A 20,847-nucleotide genomic window follows, 5' to 3' on the forward strand; every position below is an offset into this window, starting at 1 on the left:
GCGGTGGCGATTGGGGGTTTCGTTGTCGCCTGCCAGCACGTAAACTTCTCTGACCAAGCGCGAACGGGATGTCCACTTAATGACCACCTTTTACACTCTTATCAGCTGGTTGCTGCTGTTTGGCTACTGGTTGCTGATTGCCGGCGTCACGCTGCGTATTTTGATGAAGCGCCGCACGGTTACCTCCGCCATGGCCTGGCTGCTGATTATCTACATCCTTCCACTGGTCGGTATTATCGCCTACCTCTCTTTCGGCGAGCTTCATCTGGGCAAGCGCCGCGCGGAGCGCGCGCGCACCATGTGGCCCGCTACCGCGAAATGGCTGAGCGATCTGCGTCAGCGCAGCCATATTTTTGCGACGGAGCACAGCGACGTCGCGCGCTCGCTGTTCCAGCTCTGCGAGAATCGCCAGGGCATCGCCGGCGTGAAAGGCAATCAGCTGCAGCTGCTCACCAGTTCGGACGACGTGATGCAGGCGCTGATCCGCGATATCCAGCTGGCGCGCCACAATATTGAGATGGTGTTCTATATCTGGCATCCCGGCGGGCTGGCGGACGAGGTGGCAGAATCCCTGATGGCGGCGTCGCGGCGTGGTGTGCACTGCCGTCTGATGCTTGACTCGGCGGGCAGCGTGACCTTTTTTCGCAGTCCCTGGGTCGGCATGATGCGCAACGCCGGCATTGACGTGGTCGAGGCGCTGCAGGTCAGCCTGCTGCGCGTGTTTCTGCGCCGTATGGATCTGCGCCAGCACCGCAAAGTGGTGTTGATTGACAACTACATCGCCTATACCGGCAGCATGAACCTGGTGGATCCGCGCTATTTCAAGCAGGACGCAGGCGTTGGTCAGTGGGTCGACCTGATGGCGCGTATGGAAGGCCCGGTCGCCACCACCATGGGCATCGTCTACAGCTGCGACTGGGAGATAGAGACCGGCAAGCGTATTCTGCCGCCGCCGCCCGACGGCAATATCATGCCGTTTGAACGCGAGAGCGGCCATACGGTACAGGTCATCGCCTCTGGGCCGGGCTTCCCCGAAGATATGATCCATCAGGCGCTGCTGACCGCCGTCTATTCGGCGCGCGAGCAGCTGATTATGACCACGCCCTACTTTGTGCCGAGTGACGACCTGCTGCACGCCATCTGCACGGCGGCGCTGCGCGGCGTCGAGGTAAGCATTATCGTGCCGCGTCATAACGATTCGCTGCTGGTGGGCTGGGCGAGCCGCGCCTTTTTCACCGAGCTGCTGGAAGCGGGCGTCAGGATCTATCAGTTTGAAGACGGTTTGCTGCACACCAAGAGCGTGCTGGTGGACGGCCAGCTCAGCCTGGTCGGCACGGTTAATCTCGACATGCGCAGCCTGTGGCTAAACTTTGAAATTACGCTGGTGGTTGATGACGCCGGTTTCGGCAGCGACCTGGCCTGCGTGCAGGACGACTATATCGCGCGCTCGCGTTTGCTGGACGGGAAACGATGGTCAAAACGTGCCTGGTGGCAGCGTATCGTTGAACGACTGTTTTACTTCTTTAGTCCTTTACTGTAAAACGAGCGGAAATTGCAACGCGCCTCAGGGCAGACAGGATCGATCATGGATTTAAATAATCGCCTTACCGAAGACGAAACGCTGGAACAGGCCTACGACATTTTTCTGGAACTGGCAGGCGACAACCTCGATCCGGCGGATATTATTCTTTTCAACCTCCAGTTCGAAGAGCGCGGCGGCGCAGAGCTGTTCGACCCTTCGGAAGACTGGAAAGAGCACGTCGATTTCGATCTTAATCCGGACTTCTTCTCTGAAGTGGTAATTGGGCTGGGCGAAGCGGACGGCGAGCCGATTACCGATGTGTTCGCCCGCGTGCTGCTCTGCCGCGAGAAAGACCACAAGCTGTGTCATATTCTCTGGCGCGAATAAGCGACCTGCGCCGCTTGCAGGGGTAATCAACAGGCAAAACGCCGGGCAACTGCCCGGCGTTTTTTATTACAGCGGATCGACCTTCAGGCAGGAGACCGCATGGCGGAAACTCCCCTCCAGCAGCGGACGCGTTTTCGCACACTCGGGGCCAGCGATTGGGCAGCGGGTGCGGAATACGCAGCCTGACGGCGGGTTGATCGGCGACGGCAGTTCCCCTTCCAGCAGCTGGATCTGCTTATTCTTCTCCAGATCGGGATCGGGGATCGGCACCGCCGACATCAGCGCGCGCGTGTAGGGATGCTGCGGGTTGTTGTAGACCGCGTCATAGGTGCCCAGCTCGACGGCGTGGCCGAGGTACATCACCAGCACGCGGTCGGAGATGTGCTTCACCACCGCCAGATCGTGCGCGATAAAGATCAGCGACAGCCCCATCTCGCGCTGCAGCTGCTGCAGCAGATTCACCACCTGCGCCTGAATCGAGACGTCGAGCGCCGAGACCGGCTCGTCGCAGATAATCAGCTTAGGCTCAAGGATCAGCGCGCGTGCGATGCCGATACGCTGACACTGTCCCCCCGAGAACTCATGGGGATAGCGGTTGATCAGGTTCGGCAGCAGGCCCACCTTCATCATCATATTTTTGACGCGGTCTTTCACTTCCTGACGCGGCATCTTCGGATGATAGGTGCGCAGCGGCTCGGCGATAATATCGCCGATGGTCATGCGCGGGTTAAGCGAGGCCAGCGGATCCTGGAAGATCATCTGGATATCGCTGCGCGCCTTGCGCCACTCCTCTTCGCTCTGCCCAAGCAGATCGCGCCCCAGCCAGGCGACGCGTCCGTCAGTGGCCTTCACCAGGCCGATAATCGCGCGCGCCAGCGTCGATTTGCCGCAGCCGGACTCGCCGACCACGCCTAAGGTTTCGCCCTCGTAAAGACGCAGGCTGACGCCGTCCACCGCCTTGAGGGATTTCGGCGGCTGCCAGAACCACTGGCGGCCATCTTTAATGTCGAAATGCACCTTGAGATCGGCGATTTCCAGCAGCACTTTTTTCTCAGCGACGGTACTCATACTAACTCCTCAACCGGCTTAAAGCAGGCGCGCAGGCGCCCTTCGCCAAACGGCAGCAGCGGCGGCGCCTGGGTGCAGACGGGCATCGCATGCGGACAGCGCGGCTGAAACGGGCAGCCCTGCGGCAGGCGCAGCAGGTTCGGCGGGTTGCCGGGAATGGTGGTCAGGCTTTCGCCCTCGGCGTCCAGACGCGGCACTGCACTCAGCAGGCCGATAGAATAAGGATGGGCTGGCTGATAGAAAACATCGCGCGCGCGGCCATACTCCATGGTGCGTCCAGCGTACATCACCAGCACCTTGTCACAGATGCCTGCCACCACGCCTAAATCATGAGTGATCATGATAATCGCGGTGTTGAACTCGCGCTTCAGCTCGTTTAGCAGCGTCATGATCTGCGCCTGGACGGTGACGTCCAGCGCCGTGGTCGGCTCATCGGCGATCAGCAGCTTCGGCCGACAGAGCAGCGCCATCGCAATCATCACGCGCTGGCGCATGCCGCCCGAAAACTCGTGCGGGAACATCTTCATGCGTTTGCGCGCTTCCGGCATTTTTACCGCGTCCAGCATGCGCACTGACTCTTCGAACGCCTGCGCGCCGCTCAGCCCCTTGTGTAGCTTCAGCACCTCCATCAGCTGGTCGCCAACGCGCATATAGGGATTGAGCGAGGTCATCGGATCCTGGAAGATCATCGCAATCTGCTCGGCGCGCAGCTTGTTTAACGCCTTCTCCGGCAGATTGAGGATCTCTTTGCCGTTGAACAGCGCAGAACCGCCGATACGACCGTTTTTCGCCAGCAGCCCCATCAGCGCAAACGCCGTCTGCGATTTGCCGGAACCGGATTCGCCAACAATGCCCAGGGTTTCCCCGGCGCGCAGCGAAAAGTTCAGATCGTTAACGGCCGTCACATCGCCATCGTGGGTCTGAAAGGTAACGCGTAAGTCCTTTACCTCCAGTAACAGGTCGCTTCCCGCGCGGGCAGCCATTGCCGGCTGAAATTCATGAATGGTCATCGGGAAACTCCTTAGCGATCTTTCGGGTCGAGAGCGTCACGCAAGCCATCGCCGATAAAGTTGAAACAGAACAGCGTCACCACCAGAAAACCGGCCGGGAACAGCAGCAGCCACGGCGACACTTCCATCGAGTTGGCGCCGTCGCTGAGCAACGCCCCCCAGCTGCTCAGCGGCTCTTGCGTGCCGAGGCCGAGAAAGCTCAGGAAGGATTCGAACAGGATCATGCTCGGCACCAGCAGCGAGGCGTAAACCACCACCACACCCAGCACGTTCGGCACGATATGGCGCAGTACAATGCTGGCGGTAGAGACGCCGCCAACGTGTGCCGCTTCAATAAACTCTTTACGCTTCAGCCCCAGCGTCTGGCCGCGCACTATACGCGCCATATCAAGCCAGGAGACCATGCCGATAGCGGCGAAAATCAGCAAGATATTGCGGCCGAAAAAGGTCACCAGCAGGATCACAAAGAACATAAACGGAAAAGAGTTCAGGATCTCCAGAATACGCATCATCACCGAGTCGATTTTGCCGCCGAGATAGCCGGCAATCGAGCCATAAAGCGTGCCGACAATCACCGCGATCAGCGCCGACGCGATGCCCACCATCAGCGAGATACGTCCGCCGATGGCGACGCGCACCAGCAGGTCGCGCCCGGAGGAGTCGGTGCCGAACCAGTGGCCGGAGGTAGTGTCCGGCGCCGCGGACATCATGCCCCAGTCGGTGTCGTCATAGCTAAACTGCGCGAACATCGGGGCGAAAATAACAAACAGCGTGATCAGCACCAGCACCAGCAGGCTGATCAACGCCGCTCGGTTGTGGATAAAACGGCGACGCGCATCCTGCCACAGGCTGCGCCCTTCCACCTCCAGCTTTTCGCTGAAGGCGTCAAGAGCTTCGCTGTTTTTCTTACTTAACATCATGGCGAGCTCCAGCGTTAGTAACGGATTTTCGGATCGATCACGGCGTAGAGCACGTCGACAATCGCGTTGAAAATAATGGTCAGGACCCCGACCAGAATGGTCAGACTCATCACCAGCGAGTAGTCACGGTTCAGCGCGCCGTTGACGAACAGCTGACCGATACCGGGCAGGCCGTAAATCGACTCGATCACCATTGATCCGGTAATAATGCCGACAAACGCCGGGCCGAGATAGGAGAGTACCGGCAGCAACGCGGGCTTGAGCGCATGGCGCAGCACAATACGGCGCAGCGGCAGTCCTTTGGCGCGCGCGGTGCGGATGAAGTTAGAGTGCATCACCTCAATCATCGAGCCGCGGGTGATACGCGCGATGCTGGCGATATAGGCCAGCGACAGCGCCACCATCGGCAGCAGCATATAGCGCAGCTGCCCGCCGTTCCAGCCGCCGCCGGGCAGCCATTTCAGGGTGATGGCGAAAAGCAGCACCAGCAGCGGCGCCACCACAAAGCTGGGTATCACCACGCCGGTCATGGCGACTCCCATCACCGCATAATCCCACAGGGTGTTCTGCTTCAGCGCCGCGATGACGCCCGCCGTCACGCCGAGGATCACCGCCAGCACGAAGGCCGCCAGGCCGAGTTTGGCCGAAACCGGGAAGGCGTGGCCGACCAGATAGTTAACCGTATAGTCTTTATATTTAAACGACGGGCCGAAATCGCCGTGCGCCAGCTGGATCAGATAGTCCAGATACTGTTTGCCGATGGGATCGTTCAGATGGTACTTCGCTTCGATATTCGCCATCACTTCCGGCGCCAGCGTGCGTTCGCCGGTGAAAGGGCTGCCGGGCGCGAGGCGCATCATAAAGAAGGAGATGGTGATCAGCACGAAAAGCGTGGGGATCGCTTCGAGCAGTCGACGCAGGATAAATTTTAACATTGCCGTACCTACCAGGCTTATTGCTTCACAAAGCGGACAAAGTACATAAAGGCGGCGCACCACGCGCCGCCCTTGCCGATAGCCTGTTTGCTATTAGTGTTTGATGATATAGAAATTCTTGTCGAGCGTTTTATCCAGCGGATCCTTGCCGGTATAGCCGCCAACATAAGGTTTCACCAGGCGCGCGTTCACGTAGTAGTAAACCGGCACGATGGTGCTGTCCTTATCCATAATTTGCTCAGCTTTGGCATAATCCGCCGCGCGCGCTTTATCGTCTGCCGCCTTGATCGCATCGTGGATGACTTTATCGAATTCCGCGCTCTTATAGTGCGAGGTGTTGTTGCTGCTGTCGGAGAGCATGGTGTTCAGGAAGGAGGTCGGCTCGTTATAGTCCGCACACCACGCGGCGCGCGCAACGTCAAAGTTGCCCTGATGGCGCGTATCCAGGAAGGTTTTCCACTCCTGGTTTTCCAGCTTGATGTTGACGCCGATATTTTTCTTCCAGATTGACGAGGCGGCGATCGCCAGCTTTTTATGCAGATCTGAAGTGTTGTAGAGCAGATTGAAGGTCAGCGGTTTGTCAGCCGTGTAGCCCGCTTCGGCCAGCAGCTTTTTCGCCTCTTCATTACGCTTCTCCTGCGACCACTTGAACCAGTCCGGCGGCAGAATATCCATGCCGTCGGTGGCTGGCGGCGTATAGCTGTAGGCTGGCAGCTGGCCCTGCGCCAGCACTTTGTTCACGATAATGTCGCGGTCCAGACCCAGCTTAAGCGCGGCGCGCACGCGCGGATCGGTAAACGGCGCTTTTTGGTTGTTGATCTCGTAGTAGTAGGTGCAGAGATAGGGATCGACATGCAGCTCTTTGCCGTTCTCGCGCTGCAGCTTTTTGAACAGCTCAATCGGCATGTTGTTGTAGGTCATGTCGCTGCCGTTTTCCGAGAAGTAGCGGTTTACGTCGCTGACTTCAGAGTTGATCGGCAGGAAGGTGACCTTGTTGAGCACGGTATGCGCATTGTCCCAGTACTGCGGGTTACGCACCAGGGTAATGCGTTCGTTGATCACGTGCGCTTCCAGCTTAAATGCGCCGTTGCCGACCCAGTTCTGCGCCTGCGTCCACTGATCGCCAAATTTTTCAATCGCTGGTTTATAGACTGGCGACATCACGGCATTGATCAGCAGCTTATAAAAATAGGGAACCGGTTCGCTCAGCGTGACCTGTAGCGTATGGTCGTCCAGCGCTTTTACGCCCAGATCGGAGGTCGGTTTTTTGCCGGCGATGATGTCGTCGACGTTTTCAATATGGCCATACTGCAGATAGCTGGCGTAGGGCGATGCGGTTTTCGGATCGGCCAGACGCTGCCAGCTATAGACGAAATCCTGTGCGGTTACCGGCTCGCCGTTGGACCATTTAGCGTTGTTGCGCAGATGGAAGGTCCAGACTTTGAAATCTTTGTTTTCCCACTTTTCTGCGACGCCGGGCACCGGATGGCCATCGCTGTCGCTGACCAGCAGACCTTCATAGAGGTCGCGCGCGACGTTATCTTCCGGCACGCCTTCGATTTTGTGCGGATCGAGCGACTGCACCTCATCGCCGTTGCCGCGTACCAGTTCCTGTTTGGCCGCCAGTTCAACGCCAGCCGGAACGTTGGCTGCCAGTGCATTCCCTGCCAGGGCGCCCAGTGCTGCCAGAACGCCAGCAGCAACCAGGCTTTTTTTCGTGATGTTGTTCATTATTACACTCCAGTTTTTTATCTTCACCGACGCGGCAAACCGTGTCGGCGTCCCCCGTTAGCGGGTTCCTCATTTTGGCTGAGGATAGTTGTTTGCCCCGAAAGGCTTCAGCACCGCGCGGGCTTCCCGGCTTATGTTGCCAGGTCAGCCTCAGTGCTTTTTAATGAAGTAATATTTCAAATCGGTCATATCGAGCGGGTCTTTGCCAGTAAAACCGCCTGTCCAGGGTTTCACCAGCCGCACGCTGACGCGGTAATAAACTGGCACAATCGCCGAGTCATTGTCGAGCTGTGCTTCAGCCTGCTGATAGAGCGCGGCGCGCGCCGCTTCGCTGCTGGCGGACAGGGTTTGCGCCATCAGACGGTCATACTTCTCGCTGTGGTAAAACGCCGTGTTAATGGAGGCGTTGCTAATCAGCATATTCAAAAAGGTGGAGGGCTCGTTGTAGTCGGCGCACCAGGTGGCGCGCACCACGTCATACTGTGCCTGATGCCGCGTCTCCAGCAGGGTTTTCCACTCCTGATTCTGCAGGCTGACCTGCGCGCCGAGATTCTTTTGCCACATCGAGGCGGCGGCGATCGCCTGCTTTTTGTTTTGATCGGAGGTGTTGTAGAGCAGCGTAAAGCGCAGCGGATGCTGGGCGTTATAGCCTGCCTCAGCCAGCAGTTTTTTCGCGGCCGCATTGCGTTCCGCCTGGCTCCAGCTGAACCAGGCTGGCGGCGTCAGCGTCACCCCCGCCGTCGCAGGCGGCGTCAGGCTATAAGCCGGGATCTGGCCCTGCCCCATGATTTTCTGCGTAATGATATCGCGATCCAGCGTCAGCTTAATGGCGGTACGCACGCGCACGTCGTTAAACGGCGGCTTTTCATTGTTGATCTCGTAGTAGAAGGTGCAGAGCAGCGGGCTGACTTTCACCTGATCGCCTAATTCGCCCTGCAGCTTGCGGAACAGCTCGGGCGGCACCACGCTGTTGGTCATATCGGTATTGCCGCTGCGATAGCGGTTGACGTCGTTATGGTCCGATTCGATCGGCAGAAAAGTCCCCTGTTCAATCACCGTGTGCGCGTTATCCCAGTAACCAGGATTGCGCTTTAGCACCAGCTTCTCATTAATCACCCATTCGCTCAACAGATAGGCGCCGTTGCCGACGTAGTGCTCGGGACGCGTCCAGGCATCGCCCCACTTCTCTACCGTCGCGGCATTGACCGGTGACAGCGCGGTGTTTGCCAGCATTGAGATAAAATAGGGCACGGGTTCGCTCAAGGTGACCTGCAAATGACGATCGTCCAGCGCCCTGACGCCGAGGCTCTCGGGCGCGGCTTTACCGGCCACGATCGCGTCGATATTGCTGAGGTGCGCCGCCTGAAGGTAGCTGGCATAGGGCGAGGCGGTTTTAGGATCGGCGAGACGTCGCCAGCTGTAAACAAAATCGTGCGCGGTAACGGGCGCGCCGTTGCTCCATTTCGCGTTGTCGCGCAGAGTGAAGGTCCAGACCTTTCCGCCCTCGTTTTGCCACGACTGCGCCACGCCCGGCACGATAACGCCGCTGTTGTTGATAGTTACCAGCCCTTCCAGCAGGTTGGAGATAATGCGCGATTCCGGCACGCCCTCCGTCTTTTGCGGATCGAGCGAAGAGACCTCTGTGCCGTTATTGATCACGATATTTTGCGTGGCGGCGAGTTCGGTGCCTGGGGGAACAGTCGCGGCATGCGCCGCGCCGGAGAGTATCATCAAGCTGAGTGACAGCGGCGTAATCTTCCATTTCATCAAAAAAGTTAACCCTTCTTCATAAGCCCTTTAGCTCATAAGCAAGAAGCGTTCTCACTTTGAGACCAAATGAAAAACTGTTGCGCCGAAAATTAGCAGAACGCCGCCTCTGCCGACAAAGTAAAAATAACAAAAATGTTACCTGATTCTCTTTTATCACGTCTTTATGCAGGAGAACAGCGTTAATTTTTGCGCAGAAATAAGGATTATCACCCTGTTTATACAGCAGTTTACCTTTTTTTCGGCTTCAACTCGCACTTTCTCCCTTTCGTGCCGGTAAGAATGCGCAACCCTTCTGTCTTTTTCTTCATTGTGAAAACAAAAAACAGATAATTGCAGCTTTCATGCCAGTTTATGATGCCGTTTCAGCAAGTAATGACATTTTATGATGTGAAAATAGTCACAGCAGGATGCAAACGCTTCCGGAGCGCCAGGCGGGCAAGTAATTTACTTAATAATTTTTGCAGCAGATTAAGCCGCAGGAATAATTGCATCTTAATGGTGCAAAAAAGTCTGCCATTGCACCATTAAGAGACATAACAGCGTGTGTGCCGGAAATTAAGCCGTCTTAATTCACCAGGCCGGGAAATAGCGCTTTGATGCCGGTGACGACAAACTCAATGCCGAGGGCCATCAGCAGCAGACCCATAATACGCGTGATCACGTTAATGCCGGTCTGACCCAACACGCGCACCATCAGCGGCGCGGCGCGAAACAGCAGCCAGCAGCAAAAGGCGAAGAGCGCAATCGCCACGCTAAAGCCCAGCAGGTTTTGCCAGCTATGGTAGCGCGTGCTCCAGACAATCGTGGAGCTGATAGCGCCAGGACCGGCCATTAGCGGCAGCGCGAGCGGCACCACGCCGATACTCTCACGAATGGCGGTTTCCGATTTCTCCTGCTTGTTCTGCTTATCTTCCCCCAGCTTGCCGCTGATCATCGACATAGCGATAGTGACCACCAGAATGCCGCCTGCGATACGGAAGGAGTCGATAGAAATGCCAAAAATATGCAGGATGGCGTCGCCGAGAAACAGCGAGGTCCAGAGAATAATGGCGACTGCCAGATTCGCAGTCATATTGGTTTTATTACGCTCAGCCGCCGCCTGATAGCTGGTCATGCTGATAAAGACGGGAATAATGCCCACTGGATTCACCAGCGCGAACAGGCCAACAAAGAATTTGATATAGCCCGAAAGATCAAGCAACGCAGGGTTCACGGTTCGCTCCGATGAGGATAAAGAAATCGCGCTTAATTTACGCAAAAACTGCCGCGTAAACCAGTTAACTAAACAGAAAATTCTGCTGCTTCAGGGCAACGCAGAGCGCCTGTTGCGCCCGCGCGACAGGCAGAGCAGGCGCACAAGCGGGCGACCCGCTTAGCCCGCCTGTTTTAGACAAAAATGGCTGCTGAAAGGTGTCAGCTTGGGGTTAAATTGATCTGAATCAATATTCTTCTACCCCATTCCAGGTAATCTTTTTCCAACGAAAGTTATCAGCAAGGTTATTTGCTCCGTGCGAAAACTCTTTCAGTAAGCCAACGAATATTCTGACCTTTTGGCTTAGGCCAAAATATTAGCGCAGCATGGCTATAATCAGGACTCCGGGCAGGTTTACTAACAGAGTTTAACTTCCTTCAGGAGAGCACCATGGCCGTTACTAATGTCGCTGAACTTAACGCACTGGTAGAACGCGTAAAACAAGCACAGCGTGAATACGCCAACTTCACTCAAGAACAGGTTGACGCCATCTTCCGCGCCGCCGCCCTCGCCGCCGCTGACGCCCGCATCCCTCTCGCCAAAATGGCGGTCGCCGAATCTGGCATGGGTATCGTCGAAGATAAAGTGATTAAAAACCACTTTGCCTCAGAGTATATCTATAACGCTTATAAAGACGAAAAGACCTGTGGCGTGCTGGACACCGACGATACGTTCGGCACCATCACCATCGCTGAGCCCATCGGACTGATTTGCGGTATTGTTCCCACAACCAACCCAACCTCAACGGCAATTTTTAAAGCGCTGATTAGCCTGAAAACCCGCAACGGCATTATCTTCTCACCGCATCCGCGCGCCAAAGACGCCACAAATAAAGCGGCGGATATCGTGCTGCAGGCCGCCATCGCCGCCGGCGCGCCAAAAGATATTATCGGCTGGATCGACGCGCCCTCCGTCGAGCTCTCTAATCAGCTGATGCACCACCCTGACATCAACCTTATTCTGGCGACCGGCGGCCCCGGCATGGTGAAAGCCGCTTACAGCTCCGGTAAACCCGCTATCGGCGTCGGCGCGGGCAATACGCCGGTGGTGATTGACGAAACGGCCGATATCAAACGCGCCGTTGCCTCTATCCTGATGTCCAAAACCTTTGATAACGGCGTTATCTGCGCCTCCGAGCAGTCGGTTATCGCGGTTGACGCCGTTTATGATGCGGTGCGTGAGCGCTTCGCCAGCCACGGCGGCTATCTGCTGCAGGGCGAGGAGCTGAAAGCGGTTCAGAACGTTATCCTGAAAAACGGCGCGCTTAACGCAGCCATCGTAGGTCAGCCAGCGTACAAAATCGCTGAACTGGCTGGCATCAGTGTGCCGAGCAGCACCAAGATTCTGATTGGTGAAGTGAAGCGGGTAGATGAATCAGAGCCCTTTGCCCATGAAAAGCTCTCGCCGACGCTGGCGATGTACCGCGCCAGCGATTTCGAAGATGCCGTGGCGAAAGCGGAAAAGCTGGTGGCGATGGGCGGTATCGGCCACACCTCTTGTCTCTATACCGACCAGGACAATCAGAAAGCGCGCGTCAACTTCTTCGGCGACCGCATGAAAACCGCGCGTATTCTGATCAACACCCCGGCTTCACAAGGCGGTATCGGCGACCTCTACAACTTCAAGCTGGCGCCTTCTCTGACGCTGGGCTGCGGATCCTGGGGCGGCAACTCTATTTCTGAAAACGTGGGACCGAAACACCTCATCAACAAGAAAACCGTGGCTAAGCGAGCAGAAAACATGTTGTGGCATAAACTTCCGAAATCCATCTATTTCCGCCGCGGCTCGCTGCCAATTGCGCTGGAAGAGGTGGCCGCCGACGGTGCGAAACGCGCCTTTATCGTCACTGACCGCTTCCTGTTCAATAACGGCTACGCCGATCAGGTGACGCGCGTGCTGAAATCGCACGGCATTGAAACCGAAGTCTTCTTTGAAGTTGAGGCTGACCCGACGCTGAGCATCGTGCGTAAAGGCGCCGAGCAGATGAACAGCTTTAAGCCTGACGTGATTATTGCGCTGGGCGGCGGCTCCCCGATGGATGCCGCGAAAATCATGTGGGTGATGTATGAACATCCCGAAACCCATTTCGAAGAGCTGGCGCTGCGCTTTATGGATATCCGCAAACGTATCTATAAATTCCCGAAAATGGGCGTGAAAGCGCGCATGATCGCCATCACCACCACCTCAGGCACCGGTTCAGAAGTGACGCCGTTTGCCGTCGTGACGGACGACGCCACCGGTCAGAAATATCCGCTGGCGGACTACGCCCTGACCCCGGACATGGCGATTGTCGACGCCAATCTGGTGATGGAGATGCCGCGTTCGCTCTGCGCATTCGGCGGTCTGGATGCGGTAACGCACGCGCTGGAAGCCTATGTTTCGGTGCTGGCTAACGAATACTCTGACGGCCAGGCGCTGCAGGCGCTGAAACTGCTGAAAGAGAACCTGCCAGCCAGCTATCAGGAAGGGGCGAAAAACCCGGTGGCGCGTGAACGCGTGCACAACGCCGCCACTATCGCCGGTATTGCTTTTGCCAATGCCTTCCTTGGCGTCTGTCACTCCATGGCGCACAAGCTGGGTTCCGAGTTTCATATCCCGCACGGTCTGGCCAACGCGCTGCTGATTTGCAACGTTATCCGCTATAATGCTAACGATAACCCGACTAAGCAGACGGCGTTCAGCCAGTACGACCGCCCGCAGGCGCGCCGTCGCTACGCGGAAATTGCCGACCATTTAGGGCTGTCGGCGCCTGGCGACCGCACCGCGCAGAAAATTGAGAAGCTGCTGGCGTGGCTGGATGAGATGAAAACCCAGCTGGGTATCCCCACCTCTATCCGTGAAGCGGGCGTACAGGAAGCGGACTTTCTGGCGAAAGTCGACAAGCTGGCTGAAGACGCTTTCGACGATCAGTGCACCGGCGCTAACCCGCGCTATCCGCTGATTGCGGAGCTGAAACAGATTATGATGGATACCTTCTATGGCCGTGAATATGCCGAGCCCTTCGCCAACGTGGCGCAGGCCCAGGCTGCACAGCCGGTAAAACCGGAGAAAGCCGAGAAGAAAGCGAAAAAAGCCTGATGACCGGCCAGTAAGAGAAAACCCGCTTCGGCGGGTTTTTTTATGGCGGCCGGAAATGGGCTTCAGGCGGGTTTTTGCTGGCCGTAAATAGCAGCCAGCGACCCCTGCTCGATCGCCTGCTTGTAATGCTTACGGCATACTGAGATATAGCGCTCGTTGCCGCCGATCACCACCTGCTCCCCCTCGCTGTAGGGTCGGCCTTCGCCGTCGAGCCGCAACACCATACCCGCCTTACGGCCGCAGTGGCAGACGGTTTTCAATTCCACCAGCTTGTCGGCCCATGCAAGCAAATAATGGCTGCCGCCAAAGAGTTCGCCGCGAAAGTCGGTGCGCAGTCCGTAGCAGAGCACCGGGATATCCATATTGTCCACGACGTCCGAGAGCGCCTTGACCTGATCGCGCGTCAGAAACTGGCATTCGTCTACCAGTACGCAGTGCACCGGCTGGCGCGCATGTTCCGCTGCAATCTCCGCATCGAGCTGCGTTTGCGCATTAAACAGGGCGGCTGGCGATGAAAGACCAATACGGGAGCTAACCTTGCCCGCGCCGAAGCGATCGTCAATTTCAGCGGTATAGACCAGGGTCCTCATCCCGCGTTCCTGATAATTGTAAGAGGACTGTAATAGCGCGGTGGATTTCCCTGCATTCATTGCGGAATAATAAAAATAGAGCTGAGCCATTAGCGTGATTTCTCAAAGCATTGCAAACAGAATGGGCGGAATTCTATCACAGATAAACGCAAATTATGGCGGCGATTATTTGGCGCAGGCTGTTTACAACTTAGCCAGCAAGAGAAAAAACGCGCGTGGGCTTTACTCTTTTTTAATCATTTGTACCTGAACTTTATTGTTGAACGGTACTCTGGCATGTCGGCCTGGCCTTAGGTTACTCTGAAAGCACTGCTTACTTTAACGTTTCGATTTTTCATAACGTGGCGACGTGCGAATATCGACCGCCTTAACGTTTCATTTGATTAAACCTCAGCGTAAATTTAAATTATCATTGTTTACCGCTTCACTTATTTTACTATTGCAGTAATTTTTTGCCGCCACTATTATTAGCTGGCAGAACACCTCTTCATTAATATATTCAGAGATCAGGACAATGAGCGAAGCACTAAAAATCCTTAATAATATCCGTACATTACGCGCACAGGCTCGAGAGTGTTCACTGGAAACGCTGGAAGAAATGCTGGAAAAACTCGACGTCGTGGTTAATGAGCGCCGCGAAGAAGAGACGCATGCTAAAGCAGAAAGTGAAGAACGCACGCGCAAACTTGAGCAATACAGAGAAATGCTGCTGGCGGATGGAATCGATCCCAATGAGCTGTTGAGTACAATGGCTGAAACCAAAGCGCCAGGTAAAACTAAACGCGCTGCGCGTCCGGCTAAATATCAGTATGTGGATGAAAATGGCGAAACCCGCACCTGGACCGGTCAGGGTCGCACGCCTGCGGTAATCAAAAAAGCGATCGAAGAAGAAGGTAAACAGCTGGACAGCTTTCTGCTGTAATAACTGATAGTGCTTCAATCATTTGGGTCACCCTGATTAGGTGACCCCGGATAAATCAGGGAAAGGAAGCGCAGGCTTCCTTTTTTATCAGACGTTGTAAAATTCACGATACCAGCTGACAAAGCGCGCTACGCCCTCTTCTACGCTGGTCTGCGGCTTAAAGCCAATCGCCTGATAGAGCGCCTCGGTATCTGCGCTGGTTTCCAGCACGTCGCCGGGCTGCATCGGCAGCAGATTTTTCTTCGCGGTAACGCCTAACGCTTTTTCAATCGCCTCAATATAGCTAATCAGACTGGTCGGCTGACTGTTTCCGATGTTATATACGCGGTACGGTGCAGAACTGGTGGCAGGCGAACCCGTTTCTACCGTCCAGCTCTCATCACGCTGCGGAATAACATCCTGCAGACGCACAATAGCTTCGGCAATATCGTCGATATAGGTAAAGTCGCGCTTCATTTCACCGCGGTTATAGACGTCGATCGCTTCACCAGCAATCATGGCGCGGGTAAATTTAAACAGCGCCATATCCGGACGGCCCCATGGGCCATATACGGTGAAAAAACGCAGGCCGGTCGTTGGCAGATTATAAAGATGCGAATAGGTATGCGACATCAGCTCATTGGCTTTTTTCGTCGCGGCGTAAAGCGAAACCGGATGATCAACGCTGTCGTCCGTCGAAAAAGGCATTTTACGATTCAGCCCATAAACAGAACTGGAGGATGCATAGAGCAGATGCTCGATTTTATGATGACGGCACCCTTCAAGAATATTTAAATGCCCCGTCAGGTTGGCGTCGGCATAGGCGTGAGGATTATCGATAGAATAGCGTACGCCCGCCTGCGCGCCCAGATGAATGACGCGTTGAAAGGCATGTTGTTCGAATAACGAGGCAATGGCAGCGCGATCCGCCAGCTCCATTTTAATAAACCTGAAGCTGGGGTGCTGTGCGATTAAATCAAGACGAGATTGTTTCAGGCCGACATCATAATAGTCATTGAGATTATCGATGCCGACAATCTGGTGACCGGCGGCCAGCAAGCGTTGAGTGACGTGAAATCCAATAAAGCCTGCGGCGCCGGTGACCAGAATGTTCATACTTCCCTCGTTAATTACGCAATTTGAATAGACGCTCCGCGGCCGATTGCATAATAAACGAAACCGCGTTTGCTGATACGCTCTGGATCATACAGGTTGCGACCATCAAAAATCACGGGTTCTTTAAGGGAATTTTTAATGACGTCAAAGTCCGGCGCACGGAAGTTCTGCCACTCGGTGCAGATGACCAGGCCATCCGCGCCCTGCAGCGCCGCTTCTTTGGTGCCCATCAGCTTCAGATCGCTGCGGTGACCATAGATGCGCTGCGCTTCGTCCATTGCTTCCGGATCGAACGCCTGAACGCTTGCGCCAGCTTCCCACAGCGATTCCATCAGCACGCGGCTGGAGGCTTCACGCATGTCGTCGGTGTTCGGCTTAAACGACAGACCCCAGACAGCAAAAGTTTTACCGCTCAGATCGTCGCCGAAGTGGCGCTTGATAAAAGCGGGCAGCTTGGTTTTCTGGCTGTCGTTAACATCTTCCACCGCCTGTAACAGACGCGGCTTATAGCCGATCGACTCAGCAGTACGGATCAGCGCCTGCACGTCTTTCGGGAAGCAGGAACCGCCGTAGCCGCAGCCTGGGTAGATAAAGTGGTAGCCGATACGTGAATCAGAACCAATGCCCTGACGCACTTTCTCGACGTCCGCACCCAGACGTTCGGCAAGGTTGGAGATCTCATTCATGAAGCTGATTTTGGTCGCCAGCATGCAGTTCGCTGCATACTTGGTCAGCTCCGCGCTGCGGATATCCATCACAATCATTCGGTCGTGATTGCGGTTGAACGGCTCATAGAGTTCGCGCAACAGCTCTTCAACTTCCTCATTGTCCGTACCCACTACGATGCGCTCAGGACGCATGCAGTCGTTTACGGCTGCGCCTTCCTTGAGAAACTCCGGGTTGGATACGACGTCAAACGTCAGGCTGATGCCGCGATCGCGCAGGGTCTCTTCCATCACGCGACGCACTTTATCCGCTGTTCCAACAGGAACGGTGGATTTATCAAGCACAACCTTGTGATCCTTCATATGCTGCGCAATGGTACGAGCAACGGCGGTCACATATTTAAGGTCAGCCGAACCGTCCTCATCTGGCGGCGTACCCACGGCGATAAACTGCATGACGCCGTGATTAACGCCCTCTTCCGCATCTGTGCTGAACTTAAGGCGACCCGCCTCATAGTTCGACATAACCAGCGGCGTAAGGCCGGGTTCAAAAATGGGGATGATGCCTTTTTTCAGGTTTTCGACTTTTTTCGCGTCGACATCAATGCAGAGAACGTCATGTCCGACTTCGGCCAACACCGCAGCCTGAACCAGACCGACATAGCCGATACCAAATACAGTGACTTTCATTGAGTTATCCTGTGTTTATGAATTACTTTTTGTTGCCAACTGCGCTATCGAGCCACTGAGAAAAATCTTTGCCCAGCACTGGATGGCGTACACCATACTCAACGAATGCCTGCATATAGCCGAGTTTATTACCGCAGTCATGGCTTACGCCTTTCAGGTGGTAAGCTTCAACGGTCTCTTTCTCCATCAGCATGGCGATAGAGTCGGTCAGCTGTACTTCGCCGCCTGCGCCCGGAGGGGTTTTCGCCAGCAGAGGCCAGATATCGGCAGAGAGAACGTAACGGCCAACAACCGCGAGGTTAGACGGCGCTTCAGTGGCTTTCGGTTTCTCAACCACACCTACCATCGGCGCGCTGTCGCCCGGCTGCAGTTCTGCACCCTGGCAGTCCACTACACCGTAGGCCGTCACATCGGCAACTGGCTCAACCATGATCTGGCTGCGGCCAGACTCTTCATAACGGCTCAGCATCTCTGCCAGGTTATCTTTGGTTGGGTTAGATTCATATTCGTCGATAATGACGTCTGGCAGGATGACCGCAAAGGGTTCATCACCAATCAGGGGGTGCGCACACATCACAGCGTGGCCCAAACCTTTAGCGATGCCCTGACGAACCTGCATGATGGTGACGTGCGGCGGGCAAATTGACTGGATTTCATCCAGCAGCTGACGCTTGACGCGTTTTTCCAGCATTGATTCCAGTTCGAAGCTGGTATCGAAGTGGTTTTCGATAGCATTTTTGGATGAGTGCGTTACCAGCACAATTTCGTTAATTCCTGCTGCGATGCACTCGTTAACGACATACTGAATTAACGGCTTATCGACCAGCGGTAACATCTCTTTCGGAATCGCTTTTGTCGCAGGGAGCATACGGGTGCCCAAACCTGCTACAGGGATTACCGCTTTTTTTACTTTGGACTTATAGGCAGACATCAAGATACCTCTCTTATAGGCCGTTCAAGTTAATACTTGATATGTCGGTTGAAATTCGGGAATGAGTATATCAGCTACCATCGAACGGATTTATCCTGGAAGGAGTCAATCCGCCGAATTTAAGACTATTACCCAAGTGTAAAGCTAACCTCTGGACCTGTCTTCAGACCGCGACGAAATTAAATTTTTTCGCCTATTCATCAGCCGATAACATCAGACGGATCCTGCCTCCGGCGCCCCAGACGTGGCATTGCCAGCTGTCAGCCCGCTGACTGATTTGATTGAGATGCGTGCTTCCCATAGTGCCAAGGGGAACGCCGTTACTGAGTTGAATTTGGTGGGCGTGAACATGCAGTGTGGCGTTTAATCCAGCAGAAACCAGAATCAGGTTCTGAAAGGTGCGATGGTAATAGCCAACCAGTAGCGGAAACTGCCCGCTCAGATTAGCCTGACGCAACAGCAGATTCACCTGACGCAGCAAACCGTTTAACTCTGGCAGCCGCTGTTTTTGGCCGGAAAGCTGCTCCTGCAGCAGACCGTTGAACAGCGCGCGCAGCAGCAGTGCCGCCAGCACGCCGTTATCGCCTGCGCGGGTAACGTCAAGGCAGTAAAAAGCGAGATCGTTGTCGGAGAGTGCCGCGATATCCAGTACCAGTCCCGGCTGTTCGGCCATGGTAAGCTGTCGGTAATTAACGCGGCAATTGGCCACCGTCTGCTGGACCGGCGGCTGAAGCTGTTTAAGCAGCTTCGCAGCAGCGACCGGATCGCGCACCAGCGCGTCCCAGTCCTGAAACAGCTGTTCGTCCTCTTCCACTTTAGAGGTGAACATCGAAGGATAGAGACATTCATAGACCGCTTCACGGAAGCGTTCAAAATTTTTCAGTGGCTTAAGCAGCACGTCCTGCACGCCAAGGCGCAAAACGTGAGCGATATCCGCCATATTTTCCGTCGCTGAGATAATCAGAATCGGCACGCTGTTGCCGCGCGTGCGGATATGCTCGACAAACTGAATGCCGTTCATACGCGGCACCTCCAGATCGCATATCACCAGATCCATATCATGCTGCTGCAGATAGCCAATGCCATCAATGCCGTCGCCGGCTTCAAACGTGCTGGCGCCAAGCGCCAGCAAGAAGTTGTTTACCAGAGAACGGAAAACGACCTCATCTTCGACAATGAGTATCTTTTTGCCGATTAGTGGTTTCTCCATTCTTTCCCCCTGCGTACCAGATCAATCAATAGTGGTTCATAAAACGCAGTTGCGCCTTTCAGAATTAGCCGAAGTAACACCTGTGAATGAACAACCTGATTATCTGTTTCGCACCAGCGGTAATAGTTCATCCATTTTTTTCTCAACGGCGGCCCTGCCTGCCTCGATAGCCTCTTCTGCGCGGTGAAAGTCCAGCGTCGAAATCTGCGGACAAACGGCTGAATCAGCACATCGGGAGGATCGCCTGCCATACGGTTACGCTTCAGGCGATTTTCCAGCACCTGGATGGATGTTGACATAATCTCCATCGCACCCGGCGTTTGTGTGGTGCGGCGATGGGTCAATCCCACCAGCCGCTGACGTATTTTTTTAGCCCAACTCAGGGCTGCGGCTGAAACCGCTTCGTCGCTGTTCTGCGGCGTGACAGACAGGAGATCCTGCTGCATCAGATGCGCGTCATGCTGAAGATCGACAGCGATAACGATATCCGCGCCCAACGCTCGCGTAAGCGAAACGGGTACGGGATTCACTACCGCGCCATCCACCAGCCAGTAACCATTGTAGCCGACCGGCGGCAATAAGCCTGGCATACTACAGGATGCGCGCACAGCCTGATGTAGATCGCCCTCAGTCAGCCATAATTCCCGGCCGGTACTGAGGTTGGTCGCCACCACGCCGAACGGCTTGCCGCAGCGCTCAAGACGATGTTGCGTAATCAGCTGACGCACGTGGCTGAAGACGCGCTCGCCGCGCAGCAGACCGCCGCGCTGCCAGGAGAGGTCCATCAGACGAATAACATCCCAGTAGCGAAAGGCGCTGACCCATTTCTCCATCTGCGGCAAGCGGTCATTGACATAAGCCGCGCCAACCAGCGCGCCCACGGAACACCCCGCTACCACGTCGATTTCGACGCCCGCTCGCGTCAGGGCGTTAATAACACCGATATGCGCCCATCCCTTGGCAGCGCCTGACCCTAACGCCAGCCCGATTTTAACCTTTCTCATTTACCCTCTGTCGCCAGCGACTGTGCATAGCTTCACTGCGCCAGGTCGGCTACCATATGGCGTCAAC

16 protein-coding genes and 1 pseudogene are annotated in these 20,847 nt (G+C 55.4%); 4 read left to right on the forward strand and 13 right to left on the reverse strand.

Annotation, left to right across the window (positions count from 1 at the left end):
* Positions 1-79 precede the first annotated feature (79 nt).
* Both cls and Q9R34_RS18155 read left to right on the forward strand, forming a co-directional pair.
* Positions 80-1,540, forward strand: a complete 1,461-nt coding sequence (gene cls / locus Q9R34_RS18150; RefSeq protein WP_485895522.1) for a cardiolipin synthase — start codon at positions 80-82, stop codon at positions 1,538-1,540.
* A 45-nt stretch (positions 1,541-1,585) separates the two neighbouring features.
* Complete coding sequence (locus Q9R34_RS18155; RefSeq protein ID WP_033746744.1) at positions 1,586-1,909, forward strand: HI1450 family dsDNA-mimic protein; 324 nt, start codon at positions 1,586-1,588, stop codon at positions 1,907-1,909.
* 66 nt (positions 1,910-1,975) lie between these two features.
* Here the strand turns inward: Q9R34_RS18155 and oppF are convergent, their stop codons facing one another.
* From oppF to Q9R34_RS18190, 7 genes are all read right to left on the reverse strand, one after another.
* The gene (oppF, locus tag Q9R34_RS18160; RefSeq protein WP_033746742.1) at positions 1,976-2,977 is read right to left on the reverse strand and encodes a murein tripeptide/oligopeptide ABC transporter ATP binding protein OppF; all 1,002 of its coding nucleotides are present in this window, start codon (positions 2,975-2,977) and stop codon (positions 1,976-1,978) included.
* A complete protein-coding gene (oppD, locus tag Q9R34_RS18165) occupies positions 2,974-3,987 on the reverse strand; it encodes an oligopeptide ABC transporter ATP-binding protein OppD (RefSeq protein WP_485895525.1) in 1,014 nt (337 codons plus the stop codon). Before oppD ends, oppF begins: the two co-directional genes overlap by 4 nt.
* Before the next feature lie 11 nt (positions 3,988-3,998).
* A complete protein-coding gene (oppC, locus tag Q9R34_RS18170; RefSeq protein WP_434123242.1) occupies positions 3,999-4,907 on the reverse strand; it encodes an oligopeptide ABC transporter permease OppC in 909 nt (302 codons plus the stop codon).
* Positions 4,908-4,921: 14 nt separating this feature from the next.
* Complete coding sequence (oppB, locus tag Q9R34_RS18175; protein ID WP_485895527.1) at positions 4,922-5,842, reverse strand: oligopeptide ABC transporter permease OppB; 921 nt, start codon at positions 5,840-5,842, stop codon at positions 4,922-4,924.
* A 93-nt stretch (positions 5,843-5,935) separates the two neighbouring features.
* The gene (gene oppA, locus Q9R34_RS18180) at positions 5,936-7,573 is read right to left on the reverse strand and encodes an oligopeptide ABC transporter substrate-binding protein OppA (protein ID WP_485895529.1); all 1,638 of its coding nucleotides are present in this window, start codon (positions 7,571-7,573) and stop codon (positions 5,936-5,938) included.
* Between the two features lie 150 nt (positions 7,574-7,723).
* Positions 7,724-9,340, reverse strand: a complete 1,617-nt coding sequence (locus Q9R34_RS18185) for an ABC transporter substrate-binding protein (RefSeq protein ID WP_485895531.1) — start codon at positions 9,338-9,340, stop codon at positions 7,724-7,726.
* Positions 9,341-9,908: 568 nt separating this feature from the next.
* Positions 9,909-10,556, reverse strand: coding sequence for a YchE family NAAT transporter (locus Q9R34_RS18190; RefSeq protein ID WP_033747940.1), 648 nt, complete (start codon positions 10,554-10,556; stop codon positions 9,909-9,911).
* A 429-nt stretch (positions 10,557-10,985) separates the two neighbouring features.
* On the opposite strand from Q9R34_RS18190, the gene adhE reads away from it, so the two are divergent.
* Positions 10,986-13,673, forward strand: coding sequence for a bifunctional acetaldehyde-CoA/alcohol dehydrogenase (gene adhE / locus Q9R34_RS18195; protein WP_485895533.1), 2,688 nt, complete (start codon positions 10,986-10,988; stop codon positions 13,671-13,673).
* Positions 13,674-13,735: 62 nt separating this feature from the next.
* Here the strand turns inward: adhE and tdk are convergent, their stop codons facing one another.
* Positions 13,736-14,353, reverse strand: coding sequence for a thymidine kinase (tdk, locus tag Q9R34_RS18200; RefSeq protein WP_485895535.1), 618 nt, complete (start codon positions 14,351-14,353; stop codon positions 13,736-13,738).
* A gap of 424 nt (positions 14,354-14,777) precedes the next feature.
* On the opposite strand from tdk, the gene hns reads away from it, so the two are divergent.
* Entirely contained in the window at positions 14,778-15,185 is a 408-nt protein-coding gene (gene hns, locus Q9R34_RS18205; protein WP_434123235.1) for a histone-like nucleoid-structuring protein H-NS, read from the forward strand.
* An 87-nt stretch (positions 15,186-15,272) separates the two neighbouring features.
* On the opposite strand, the gene Q9R34_RS18210 is transcribed toward hns, so the two are convergent.
* The 5 genes and pseudogenes from Q9R34_RS18210 to rssA all read right to left on the reverse strand — a co-directional run bounded on the left by Q9R34_RS18210 (position 15,273) and on the right by rssA (position 20,780).
* Positions 15,273-16,280, reverse strand: a complete 1,008-nt coding sequence (locus Q9R34_RS18210) for an NAD-dependent epimerase (protein ID WP_485895537.1) — start codon at positions 16,278-16,280, stop codon at positions 15,273-15,275.
* 14 nt (positions 16,281-16,294) lie between these two features.
* Complete coding sequence (locus Q9R34_RS18215) at positions 16,295-17,635, reverse strand: UDP-glucose dehydrogenase family protein (protein WP_434123232.1); 1,341 nt, start codon at positions 17,633-17,635, stop codon at positions 16,295-16,297.
* Positions 17,636-17,657: 22 nt separating this feature from the next.
* Positions 17,658-18,566 carry a UTP--glucose-1-phosphate uridylyltransferase GalU gene (gene galU, locus Q9R34_RS18220; protein ID WP_434123231.1) on the reverse strand — a complete coding sequence of 303 codons (909 nt, stop codon included), beginning with the start codon at positions 18,564-18,566 and terminating at the stop codon, positions 17,658-17,660.
* A 193-nt stretch (positions 18,567-18,759) separates the two neighbouring features.
* A complete protein-coding gene (gene rssB, locus Q9R34_RS18225; RefSeq protein WP_485895540.1) occupies positions 18,760-19,776 on the reverse strand; it encodes a two-component system response regulator RssB in 1,017 nt (338 codons plus the stop codon).
* Positions 19,777-19,875: 99 nt separating this feature from the next.
* Positions 19,876-20,780, reverse strand: a pseudogene (gene rssA / locus Q9R34_RS18230) (patatin-like phospholipase RssA).
* Positions 20,781-20,847: the final 67 nt, after the last annotated feature.

The organism is Enterobacter sp. BRE11 (genome assembly GCF_031844285.1).
GTDB lineage: Bacteria > Pseudomonadota > Gammaproteobacteria > Enterobacterales > Enterobacteriaceae > Pantoea.